9 protein-coding genes and 1 pseudogene are annotated in these 12,191 nt (G+C 56.5%); 7 read left to right on the top strand and 3 right to left on the bottom strand.

What is annotated here, in order from left to right; translation table 11 throughout:
- Positions 1-678 precede the first annotated feature (678 nt).
- The 5 genes and pseudogenes from ACPOL_RS15270 to ACPOL_RS15290 all read left to right on the top strand — a co-directional run bounded on the left by ACPOL_RS15270 (position 679) and on the right by ACPOL_RS15290 (position 4,594).
- Positions 679-1,032 carry a hypothetical protein gene (locus ACPOL_RS15270; RefSeq protein ID WP_114207810.1) on the top strand — a complete coding sequence of 118 codons (354 nt, stop codon included), beginning with the start codon at positions 679-681 and terminating at the stop codon, positions 1,030-1,032.
- A gap of 1,045 nt (positions 1,033-2,077) precedes the next feature.
- Positions 2,078-2,458, top strand: a complete 381-nt coding sequence (locus ACPOL_RS15280) for a VOC family protein (RefSeq protein ID WP_114207812.1) — start codon at positions 2,078-2,080, stop codon at positions 2,456-2,458.
- Positions 2,459-2,532: 74 nt separating this feature from the next.
- Entirely contained in the window at positions 2,533-2,877 is a 345-nt protein-coding gene (locus ACPOL_RS15285; protein WP_150133016.1) for a hypothetical protein, read from the top strand.
- Between the two features lie 46 nt (positions 2,878-2,923).
- Entirely contained in the window at positions 2,924-3,058 is a 135-nt protein-coding gene (locus tag ACPOL_RS35500) for a hypothetical protein (RefSeq protein WP_275066487.1), read from the top strand.
- 342 nt (positions 3,059-3,400) lie between these two features.
- Positions 3,401-4,594: pseudogene (locus ACPOL_RS15290) on the top strand (IS3 family transposase).
- Between the two features lie 188 nt (positions 4,595-4,782).
- Here ACPOL_RS15290 and ACPOL_RS33175 read toward each other — a convergent pair.
- From ACPOL_RS33175 to ACPOL_RS15305, 3 genes are all read right to left on the bottom strand, one after another.
- Positions 4,783-5,301, bottom strand: a complete 519-nt coding sequence (locus ACPOL_RS33175) for a hypothetical protein (protein ID WP_150133017.1) — start codon at positions 5,299-5,301, stop codon at positions 4,783-4,785.
- The gene (locus tag ACPOL_RS15300; protein WP_114207815.1) at positions 5,285-5,959 is read right to left on the bottom strand and encodes a hypothetical protein; all 675 of its coding nucleotides are present in this window, start codon (positions 5,957-5,959) and stop codon (positions 5,285-5,287) included. The genes ACPOL_RS33175 and ACPOL_RS15300 overlap by 17 nt, the downstream gene beginning before the upstream one ends.
- A 133-nt stretch (positions 5,960-6,092) precedes the next feature.
- The gene (locus ACPOL_RS15305) at positions 6,093-8,897 is read right to left on the bottom strand and encodes a protein kinase domain-containing protein (protein WP_114207816.1); all 2,805 of its coding nucleotides are present in this window, start codon (positions 8,895-8,897) and stop codon (positions 6,093-6,095) included.
- A 386-nt stretch (positions 8,898-9,283) separates the two neighbouring features.
- Here ACPOL_RS15305 and ACPOL_RS35505 point away from each other — a divergent pair, with 386 nt between their 5' ends.
- Positions 9,284-9,412, top strand: a complete 129-nt coding sequence (locus ACPOL_RS35505; protein ID WP_275066488.1) for a hypothetical protein — start codon at positions 9,284-9,286, stop codon at positions 9,410-9,412.
- 336 nt (positions 9,413-9,748) lie between these two features.
- A complete protein-coding gene (locus ACPOL_RS15310) occupies positions 9,749-11,935 on the top strand; it encodes a hypothetical protein (RefSeq protein ID WP_150133018.1) in 2,187 nt (728 codons plus the stop codon).
- The last annotated feature ends 256 nt before the right edge of the window (positions 11,936-12,191 follow it).

The raw sequence follows: 12,191 nt of genomic DNA on the forward strand, positions 1-12,191 counted from the left end.
AAAGACGTAATTCTTTTATACGGATGCGAGAATTACCGAGGAGCCTTAGAGTGCATGGAGCAGCGGTACGCACGGTGATCTTTCGGACCCTCTGCCTATCTGCGGCAATTATCGTCTTAGGCTGCAGCCTCAGGAGTGTCGTGCCGCAGAAGGCTCTTCCAACCAACTTGTCTCCGATGGGGAGATTTCAAAACCCGATCCTATGGGCAGACCTTCCCGATCTAGATACACTGCGCATCAATCGCGTATGGCAACACCAGGCTGAAGCGTAGTAGCTCCCGAACCCGGCGACGTGAAATACCAGTGTCTTTCAGGGGACGCTGGGGGGACTTCAGAGGTGATAAAGAGGTGGGAACCAATGCAAACCCAAGCAAGGTGGGATCCTCAATCATTACAACCGTTTGTGCCGGCAAACAGCGAAGCCTTACCTACTCATGCAAAGTGGTGCAAAGTGCATTAAAACGCCCTCTCACGGCGGAGAGTACGGGTTTGATCCGCGATGACGCTACAAATGAATCAACAACTTACATCGGTGTTAACTCACTTGACTGACTACGAATCTTAGTTCCGGCGCGGCTTCTGTTGGCTTTTGCAGCGGTGGCCATCGCCGTTTTCGCACTAATGGTCTGGTCCGTTCCCCGGATCTGCTGAATCACCACGGGAGGTGGACTTAAAAAGATGAATCTAACGTTGGAACACCGGCTCTTCGGAAAGTGGTACTTCGCGGCCAACCCGCTTCACTCGGTCTCTTTCTGGGTGATCACGGCGTTCGCCGGCATCCTCGTTCCGGTGGCGGCGGCAAGGGCGTATCCCGCCGGACCCGGCCACCTGTTCGCCCGGACCTTTACCATCGGAATCGCGCTCGGCATTTGGCTCATGCACACCCTCTTCTTGAGGAAGATGCGCGAGCTGAGAACCGGGGAACGCGATCCGCTTGCGGAGGGACTTCTCGTCAAGGCGACCGATTATGCCAGCCGGGTCGTCGTAGTCGCGCTGATGGCGATCGTTGTCATTACGCTCAACTCGCGATAGGCTCGCGCTCATTCGGTCCGTAAAGGAATGCCGCTGGAGGGAGGCTGACGGTTCTTCCTGCACGCGGTAAAGTGTTCTTACGCCTCCCACAGAGCTGGAATTCGCCAGCTGTTCCAACCTCAGCCCCCATGGAAATGAGTCTAGCTCCAACATTGGTCACGCTGTTCGATGAACTTGGAGCGCCTACTCAGGTTTCTCCGCGATCTGTCATTTGCGCGAGCTGATGGCGAAAAATCTCGATCTTGCTCATTAAATGGGTTGTTACTACCTAGCACTCAGTGTATCCGCAGTTGTATTGTCGCCACATCTCGAGTGACCAAAGCGGCATATCAACGCGCTCGCTCATAGCAATTCTCTCTTTCCGTTTGTTATCGACGGAACTTCGGCGTAATACCATCAAGCACTAGCTCAACTGCACGAGTCCTTCTGGAACTCAGATTGGACGAAGCGATTGTGCGTTGCTGATGAGCAATGTGAGCACCCTACACGCCAAGAAGTGCAGAATAGTACAGTCATCATCCCTATCCAGTTCTCGCGCCCCGAGCGTGATTCGGGCGATCCGACAAATTTAGATTTCTATTCGCCGGCTTCCGGCACTTACGTCGAGATCAAGCAAGTTCATACTGACCGGATAGCCGCGCAACTTAGCCTCGTTAAAAGGCCGAACGGCTGCGTTGTCTTGGTGGGTGAGGCTGCGCTAAATGCGTTGTTCGAGTTTGCACAGAGAAAGTTTTGAGATGGATCGTTTTCGTAACGACCTGAACGACCTATCCAAGATGTAGTCGCGGTCGCGCAAGCCGAAATGATGGTATTCCAAGCTGATGCAGCTTCCGGGCCAAGGTGCCGAAGAACCATTCAGTGAAACCGGGAACGCTCGCTTGCTGATCGTCTCAAAGCAAAGCGGATCAAGCGGGCCATCGAAGACAAGAATGCTGCGCACCCGGCGTACAAGGTGGCTTGTCGAGCGCACTGGACGGGCGAGCGGGATACGCATCCTTAAGGGTAGTCTCATCAGGAGCGCATATAGTGTAGATTTGATTGCTACATGAGCTGCCGCTTTTCTGCGATGCTGCACATTCCCGGTGATGTTCGTGACGCTATTGCTTTCTACGAGAAAGCGTTTGGCGCGACGACGGGCTGGAGCACGCCTCCGGGCGAGGATATGGTAGCGCAGCTCATGGTGCAAGGCGCTGAATTCTGGGTACATCCGGCTGGAGCGGACATCGGTAATCCGTCGCCTGCTGAGCTTGGTGGTACGGCAGTGCGGCTGATGCTAATCGTAGACGATCCAGATGCAGTGTTCGATCAGGCTGTGGCGGCTGGCGCGGTGGTGCGATCCCCCATGCAGGACCACGACTATGGTTGGCGCGATGGCTCGGTCATGGACCCATCAGGGCATCGGTGGGAGATCGGTAAGCCGCTCTAGCGGCAGTGATACGCTACCTAGCCGCAGTGGAGCGCCGCGCTGTGCGGTACTGTGTGACAGCTATAATTCCTCGCATGGCAAACTCAGATGTTCCAAATGTCGTAGGCACGTGGAAGGGTATGGTGGTGTGGAACGCTAACCCGTCCCATGTGGTCGTTTTCCTCGACGACACGCGCACTGTTGGTAACCTTGGGCAACAGTCGCCCATGCAGGTCATCGAGGATGTGATCCTGACCAATATCCTTCCAGTCAGACCCCGATGTCTCCTACATCTACCTTATACACCGCTATGGGGAAGCCACGATCACGAGGAATATTCAGTACCCGGGCCAAGGCCGTCGCTGTTCGAGGGAGTCGTCAATAGCGAAAATGGGATTACGCTGGTGACAGCAGGAGAGTCTGGCTACACGGCTCGATGAGCGGCCAGTCAATACCGCGCCAGAAGGCCATCAGGGACTCAATGTTTTGATCAGCGGCATTCTTGCGCTCGAGGGCTATGCCGACCAAATCTACTACAGCACGTTCAGTTTTGGCCGGTATGTCGCCGTTCTGCGAGACGGTGTGACCGATTGGCAGTTTTCGGAGACGCTGCTGCCTTGATGCCGAATGGCCGTAGCCTTGGTAAGCACCTAATCTGGAGTTGTCGGAGCGCTGAAACCAGTTCTTATTCAGCGTACGAGCCCGATAAAGGTGTACGCCGTTAGCCAGCCCAAGACAATCGGCACAACAGCGTAGAGAGCCGTGTACCACGGAGCAGTATTGTAAGTGTGAAAAGGCCAGCGCCAGTCGGATTGCTGGATACACCAGTCCGCTACTGAAAGGCCTCTGGTGACAGACTTGATCGATTGCGTTTTCCAATTGGATCATGCAATTGCCACTGACCTGACCCCCTGAATTCGTCCAGTTCGGAATACGATTTGGACGAAGGAAAGGGGAAGTGCGATGAGCAAGAGTCGTCATACGGAGGCGCAGATCATCACCGCGCTGAAGCAGGTTGAGGCGGGGCGCACCGCCGAGGATGTTGCGCGGGAACAAGGTGTGAGTAAGCACACGATCTATGCCTGGAAGGCCAAGTACGGGGGCATGGAGGTGAGCGAGGCGGAAGAGGTCAAGCACCTGCGCGATGAGAACTCGCGGTTGAAGAAGCTGGTCGCCGATCTCAGCCTCGACAAGGACATGCTGCAATCGGTGATAAGAAAAAACTCCCTGGGCTCGTAGAACGAAGGGCAGAAGTGAGGCGCTTGCTGGCAGAGTTCAAGGCCAGCGAGCGCCAGGTCTGCGAGCTGATGGCGGTGCCGAGATCGAGTGGCCGTTATCGAAGCCAGAGAGATGACAGCCCGCTTCAGGAACGGCTGCGGGAACTGGCGCGGGAGCATCCGCGCTTTTGGCTACCGGCGTCTGCATTTGTACTTGCATGAGGAGATGGGCGTGAACCACAAGAAGGTGCAGCGCGTGTATCGCGAGCTGGGTCTTACCGTGAAGCGGACACGGCGCAAGCATCTGCGGCGGACGCTTCAGCCACGGCCCGTGCTGACGGTGCCCAACCAGGAGTGGGCTCTGGACTTTGCCAGCGACGTTACGGCGGCGGGCCAGCGCATCCGCGTCTTGGGTGTCCTCGACAGCTTCACCCGGCAGTGTCTGGCGTTGGAGGTCGCTACCAGCTTCCCCAGCCGGCGCGTCACCCGCGTGCTCGAACGGGCGATCGCGGCATACGGAAAGCCGCAATCGATTCGCAGTGACAATGGACCCGAACTAACCTCTCGCCACTACCTGGCGTGGGCCATCGAATGGAAGATCGATCTGCTGCACATCCAGCCGGGCAAGCCGACGCAGAACGGAGCCATGGAGAGCTTCAACGGAAAGCTGCGCGACGAATGCCTCAACACAAGCTGGTTCTGGAACCTGTTCGATGCCAGGAGGAAGATCACGGCTTGGAGGACGGAATATAACTCGCGCCGCCCCCACAGCTCGCTTGGCTACAGAACGCCGGACGAGTTCGCGCGGCAGTGGCAGGCTGCTTCGCTTTCAGAAGCAAAGAGTATGGCTGTGGACCAGCCGTATCAAGGCGACCCTGACGGGCTCCGCTTCGCTCCGGCCCTGACACGGCTGCTCCACAGCCAAGAGATCTCTACCTAAGAAAGAAAAGCAGAAAAATGTGAGTTATGATTTCGTACACCAAACTGGACGAAGAATGGGGGCAGGTCACCACGCCATTGATCGATGTCATGCGCCTTGGAGCCCCAAATAACCCGAAGAACAGCCAAAATAAGGAAGCTGTAATACCGATACGGTGCCATCCGGCGGAGCAAAGAAACAATAACTGCCTATGTCGACCAATACCCATGGATCTGTATTCGCATATTCTGAAGCTCGGCGAGGCCCCATGGATCGACGAAGTCCGGATTTTCGGTTCGCGTCGTCACTTGTCGAATGCCAGCTAAGGGTCGGATATAGACCTGCTCATCGTCCCTAACCGCCAAGTCGCAATCGATAAATTGCGCGCCATCATTGACGAGCCCTACATCGACGCGTTTTTGCTCGATGGGCAAGTCGCCGTCAGCGCCATCAATGACACCCGGATTAACTTGGGGCAGGCGGGCAGTGTCAACATCGACGCCGTAACACTCTGGTCGAGGACGAAAGGATGGCTCACCGGGCAGGACTACCGCACTCTTGACGTTATATCCGATAGGGTTCCGGCGATGACCCGGCCCAATACATGTACAAACCCCAATTTCCGAGCGTGCCTGTACGGGCGTTCCGGTCTGTTCATATACGACCAAAGCGCTATTCACCGCTATCTCTAGATCTACGACAATGAACTGATTAGAAGGTGGTCGCATGAAACACATAGCAGCTCTTATTCTGTCGAACGGGGAATACGATGCCCGCCAGAATCCTGTTCCGTTCTGCCTTGCGGTAGCAGTAGTCGCCGCAATCATCGTGAGCATCTGCCATTAGCTGCTGATTTGCGCTAAAGAACCCCAGGAAGTTTCCGGCGGCTCGCAGGTAACGGGGCCACTTCTTGGGGAACGCAGGCCACAGACCAAAATTGAGGACAGGATCCGCCATAACCGACATGGCTTTGACTCCGTAGGCGTGAACATAACCGTAACCGGCGTCCGAGTTGTCAGGCGCATACACCTCGTAATAAAGATCATGGCTGGACGGAAGTGCATCCTCGATGCTGAAGCCCAGCTCTATTGCATCACCCGCCGTGAGATCGACAGTCCATAAATCGATCTGCGATGTCCTGGCGAGAGAACCGCTGACTCTGCCCCCATTGCTGATTGATCCGCCTTGCGCACGGGAGGCGACTGTGAGGCAGGTAAATAGAACGCACAGGATTAGAAGCCGAACGCAGGATTGGAGGCGCACAGTATGCATCCCGATGGGCCTTAAATTGGCCCCGCACGGCCCAGTCCGGCGGTTAGCCCGAATACTAACGAGGATTAAAAGAGCGACAACAGGCATGCCTACGGTCGGGACGACTGGATACATGACGAGAAATCTCCTGATGCGGGGCGTCCATCGCGTGAAACGCCACGGGCCAAGGTTGCCCTAGCTTCCAGCCGAAGTCCAATTAAGTCTTCTTAAGACAAATGTGATCTTTGAATTTAGGTAGATAGCGTGATTATCTTCTTGCTGCAATGGCTCTCTCGATGCGCTCCAACGCAGCCTTCTCATAGGGATCAGCATCTTTTGCTTGAAACGTGTCGGCTGTGCGGGAAGCGAATTTGGAAGCGTCGGCCTCATCCTTTCGTAGCAACGCGATGCGAGCATGGGCTAAGTCAATCCTGGCAGCGTAGTCTCCCAATTCACCCAGAGGGTCATTGATCTTCGGATCCACCTTATCGAGCAATGCTTCCGCCTCGTTCAATCGCTCTGGGCTCGGTCGCGTTGAGCCCTCGAGTTCTCCGATCGCGCATTCTGCTATCGTGAACGTCGCCTGAGCCGCGAAAACCGGCATGGCAGCAGGTCCCGAGCTGGTTTCGCGGACCACCTGTCTGGCATAATCATTGCCCTCTTGGAAATGGCCAGCGCGACACTCGAACATCGCTGCATCCGCCAGACTTCCCATCTCAAAACGTCGGGATGGAGAAGGGAGAGCTCTTTCCGCCGTATACAGCTTCAGGTCGTCTCGGGCCGCCGCCTCATACAGACCCAGTTGACCTTCCGAGGCGGCGCGGTTGGCGAGCGTGGCGAGCGTGAGGTTGTGTTCGGGGCCAAGAATCTTAGTAAATTGGGCAAAGTTGGAGTCGGCTTGAGCAATGGCAGCCTTGTATTTGCCCTGAAGATAAAGCCCCTCCTGAATGTACATTTGGAAAGGGGCGATCGAGGGACTGTCCGCTCCATATGTATTAACGACGCTCTGAACCAGTCCCCGTGCGATGCGCTCCACGGCAGCACCGTTTCCCATGCGCAAGTAGATTCCGCAGATCCTTTTTTTCATAGTAATAAGCAGAAGCGGGTCGAAGCCAGGTGTACCTTCTGCTTTTTGAATAGCCTGCTCGAGAGGAGGGAGACCATCTCCGGGTTTGGAACTCAGTCCAGTGATGCTGGCGCCCACCAGAGCCTCCCAGGCTTGTAGTTCAGGGTTAGGGTCTCGCAATTTAGCAATTAGTGGCTGCTGGCGCGCAAAGCCGGCTTTGGCAGAATCGATGGCGCCGGGAGCAAGACTCACCATCTGGGTGTCCTCGCGCTTCAGTTCGGTGAGGATCGCGTCAGGCGAGAGCTCCCCACTGTCTTCACGGAACCTTTGTGCGGCGACTTCATATTCGTTGTCGGCAGCGGGATACTGGGCACGCGCCCGGAACGCATCGCCGATCGTTGCGTGAAGGCGACCGGCGATGGCCGGCTTGCCCGCGAAGCGTTGGTCGATCCGCGGAAGCGCAGTTTGAATCGCGTCAACCAGGGTCTGGCCGGGGACGTTGGCTCCGGGCACGTTGAGAAAAGGATTGGACTGTCCGAGCAGATCTCGCGCCATAAACCCGTACATCTGTTCAAAGCTCGCCAGACGGGCATCTGCCAAATTCTTCTGGCTCAGCGCTCTACGATAAAGGCTCAAGCTAACACAGAGACCTGCGATCAGAGTCGCAAAAGCGAGAATCATCCAGGGCCGTCGCAGCCGGGCGCGCTCCAGAACTCTCTCAGATTCGTGAGCAGGTTGCCGTGCGGCTTCCGATTTCTCCCATTCGCGGCGTCGCACGTCGAGTTGGTGCAGGCGCCATGCGAGTTCGGACGCGCTGACCAGGCGATGGGCGGGGTCCACCTCAGCCGCCTTCGCTATATCCGCTCGCAGCAGCAGGTCCGGAACCCTGACTTCCCACCCAGGGGACAGCTGCTGAGTGAAGTCGCCAATCACAATCTGGTATAGCAGTAAGCCCAGCGAGTAAACGTCGCCTAGCATTGTAGGCGGATTTCCGGCATGAAGTTCCGGCGCACGATACATCGCTGTGCCCACAGGCGTGCTCTGCGTTTCGGCCGCGCTTCCTCCGGCAACCCCGTAGTCGGAGATATCCATTTCCCGAAGCCGTTGATCGTCAAAGATGGACGCTACACCGAAGTCCGCAATCTTCAAATGCCAGCTTGACGGTGCGGCTCCGTTTGTCTCCCACGGCTGTTCGCTCCGGATGAGGAGAATGTTGCTCGGCTTGAGGTCATTGTGCAGGATACCGACCGAGTGGGCGGCGGCTACTCCGTCCGCAATCTCAGCGGCAAGCTGGATTCGCCGCTCCAGTTTCATTTCTCTGAAATGAGGAGTCGTGGACCACTCCAAAAGATCGACGCCAGCATATTCGCTGGCGATGAAGAACGGTGGATCTTCAAACCAGCGATCCAGGATACGCACCGCCCACTTGGGATGGCCTCCCAGAGCTTTCTCGAGGAGACGTGATACAACCACTTCCCGCTGCAGGGCGCGCAGGTGAATCCCGTCGTTCGCAAATTTGAATACTCGTTGCTCTGCCGTATCCTTCTTCTCGGCCAGCCAGACCGGGCTCGTATCATCCCCGCGCCCGAGCCTTTGCACTACCTGCCATTCGGGCCTGCCTGGAACGGTCTGCCCCGGTTCAAGCCATAAGGACAACGGCGCCGGCTGCTGCCATGGAATGCAGACAACCTGGACCGCCATACGGTAGCCCACCCCCGGAACATTCAGGATGATTGCGTCGCGATCTCCGCCAAACGCCTTGCGCAGCTTCGAAATTGCTACTGCCAGGGACTGTTCGGTGGTATTGCCCCAGACCGTATCGAGCAATTCCTCTTTGCTGACCGTCTCGGCAGGGTGTTCCAATAAGTAAGTGAGTACGTCAAGCGGTTTCGCTTCAAGCTTGACCGGCTGCTTGCGCACGGTGAGCGTCCGGCTGATCTCATCAAACTCGCACCAGGCAAATTGCCACCGACGTCCCGTCAGAATGGTCCCTTTGACCTTGGCCATACTTCGACATCACCCAGAGTTTGATCCGTGCACCGATCGCATCGTGTCGGTAATTCTAAGCGAAGTTCAGGTCTTGGCACTGAGTGGAGTTTAGGGCGCACATTCCAATCGAGTTGTCATTCTTAAGAACTCTTAAGGCTTCAGGCCGCTGAATTCGGGTTAGCGTGATTGCAGTTCGCCGATTGGCTCGCGATTCCAAAGCGGACTGACGCTCCACACGGAAACTTGTCAAAACTCTTGGGCCAGTCGACAGGACAATATGGCTCTGGGACTCGCAAGCTCAATCTACTTCAGCGACGGGCTCGATCCCGATCCCGTTATCCTCGGTCCCGGTGCTATCACACGCAAGGGGTCGAGCAACACACAACCGCATCAGGAGGTGCACTATGCCATCCCCATTTCAAATCGGGCAGAAACTCGGCCAGACCAACAAACCGCTGCCGCCCATGAACAACACTCCTACCGCAATCCGCCAGCAGATTCAAACTGGCTACACCTCTGGCAAGAAAAAGTAGAATCCGCTCCGTGGAATCCGGGCGGCGGTTTCATCTGAGGACTGGCTGGACCACCGCTCGCTTCTGATAACACAAACCCCTTGGCTAGTGAAGGTTGGAAACTGCCGCAAGGTTTGCAGGTGGCATGAGTGTTATTGACTGTATGCATCGTGGCTGTAGGCTGCCCGGCGGCTCGTACTCTGCTTTGAGCCAAAGATCTTTCGGGCATATAGGGCTGCTTCGCACGCTGGAGCTAGTAGGGTTCGCTACAGATTCACGCGGGCGATAGATGTCGAGAGCAGTGATGATGGGCATGGATGCTGCCGCACGGCCGCGGTGACATCGTGGGAGAAGTTTATGAGCGAGGGTTTGCGGAACAGGTCTGTTTTACTGTTGATTTTGTTTGCCGTTACTCGTTGTCTTGGCCAAATTCACCTGCCCGGGGGTATCACAGTGACCGATCCCAGGCAGCAGGGCCGCCCGAACCGCCCAGTGAATCCTCGCGGCAATGTGGGGCGTCCTGATCCAGACAAGGTCTGCCCCCAAATGGAGTCCTGGCTTCAAAGCCTCTCCAAGGAATACCCCGGGGTCGACTTAGCCCACACCGTCTCGGACAAAATTCAACAGATGGCAATCCCTCTGTTCGCGGACGACCCGTTTCAAAAGCAATTCGGGGTCTCCTATTCAAAGCTGTCCGATGAAGACCGCAAGCAATTCTTTTCAACCCACGTGATTCCATGCCAAACCTCGCGGCAATACGCACAGCAGACGATTGTGTTGCAGGTATTCGGCTCCGCGTTTCGACCTGCATCGGCAAGCGTGGGTCCGCTGTCGCCCAATCAGCTGGTACCCGCCCTCGATCGTCTCGCCAGTGCTCGGGCTGCCCTTCAGAAGGATGAGCAATTACTGCAGTCGATGCAACCAACCGCAGAGACTTCTGATCAAGCGGCCAGCTTGCAGGAGAAACGCAAAGACGAACTCGCTCGGGTGTGGCCCAGCGAGAAAACCCAGTTTCTGGCTTCCGTGAAGGATGCCATCACGCGTTCCGCTGAGCCAGCTCTTGAGGCGCATCTTAAACCGCTGCTAAGCGCCCCTGCCAGTCCCGAGAGCGCCGGGCAGTTGAAGGATGCGCCCCGTAAGTATGCCGCCCTCTTTCAGGCCGTTCCCGCTGAGCAGCGTAGCGCTCTCGAAGCGAAGCTTGCCGATCGGCGCAGTCAGGTGCTTCGCGAAATGCTTCCTCCTCAGCAAGCGAAGGCCGATAGTTTCCCCGCAACTCGACAGGGACTGGATGATGGGGCGGAATGGTTCTCCGCCTTTCAAAGCGTTTTCCTTGACCCGCCGGCCATTCCTGAAGCTGTCAGTCTTGCGAAAAGCTACATCACGCGGAGGGAGGCGACACTGGCGAAAATGGCTCCCAGGTTTCGGCAAACGATCGAGACCACAGGCGACCCGGAAAGTGTAGCGTTCCTGTTTGATGATGTTTTCCGGCTCCAGGACGACCGTGAAACGGATGTGTACCGTCAACTTGTCGTTGCCAGAACCGCTCGCGCAGAGATTCTGACGCGGAAAGCAGAACTGGCCCGGCGAGCGGAGGAGGAGAAGGCTGAGCAGGCGGCGTTGCGCCGGGGTGACATTGTGGCCTCCAGTCTGAAAACCGCCGACCTTGCTAATGCCGTATTGTTTCGTGCGCTCTACACGGGCGACTTCGCGCACTCCGGCATCGAGCGGGCAAATGTCATCTTTGTGGACATGTTTGCCGGCTATCTGGAGACATACGGCAAGAGCTGCCCTGCCAATTTGCCTGCAGACAAGGTGGAGATGTCCGTGAAGGAATGCGCAAGGTCTCAGCACCTGGTCAACGGGTATGGACTTCAGGTCAGCCCCGACACCTGCATCGAGTGGAGACGCCGGCCCATCGGTGTTTATGCCGATCCACGCGCCTTTGCGGCCAAGGTCGACCTGGAAGATGCGGCGCAGCGAAACGGGATGCGCAGCTTCTTGCAGGTGCTTGGGTCGAAAGATCCAGTCGGAGACACGGCCGGACAGATGAAGGACATGATCGGCTCTAGCATCTCACTCAGCCGGGACATCCCAAAGTTGATTGCGGAAAATGGATGCACAAGCAAAGCGTTGGCGCGTCTGCAGGAAAACCTGACCCGCTTCGCCACGGGTGAGGATCCAGTTCACCTTTCGGGTTACGTTCCGGACGCCAGCAAAGCCACCAGCGCACAAAACTTGGACACACATAGCTTAGCCGACGACCTGATACGAGCAAACGCCGCCGGCTGGCTGATGAACCAGTACCTCGGGCTCGAGAGCGTTAAGGTAGATGATCAACTAGACACACAAGGCAGGCCCCGCCACATCCACGCGACCTATGATCAGAAGGGAGTGACCCGGCAGGGCGCAGTGGAGATTGCATTCGTCGACGGTGTGCCTTCGTGCCTTTACTTCGAGGACGATCCGGACAACTGCAAGGCTCCCAATCCTTCGATCGTCAGACGCTATGAAAATGGCGAATATCGGAAAAAGAGCGGACGATAACCTGGACGAAGAGTCCGTTAACGATCAGAAAAGTCGATTCAGACAACCCTCAAGCGGCCTCATCTAGGCACAACGTACGCCGCCTTTTTCCCCTCATACTCAACCGGATGCGCCGAGGTTGAGTCCACGGCGACGATCTTGAATTTCCTCGACTGCAGCGTTCCAGAGAACCGCCTGCTCCTTGTCCTACCGAAAGCTCCCTCTTGGCATCGTGCCATATTGGAGTTGTAGTATAGGTTCGTTGTGTTTGCCATTA

It is taken from the genome of Acidisarcina polymorpha, assembly GCF_003330725.1.
Classification (GTDB): Bacteria; Acidobacteriota; Terriglobia; order Terriglobales; family Acidobacteriaceae; genus Acidisarcina; species Acidisarcina polymorpha.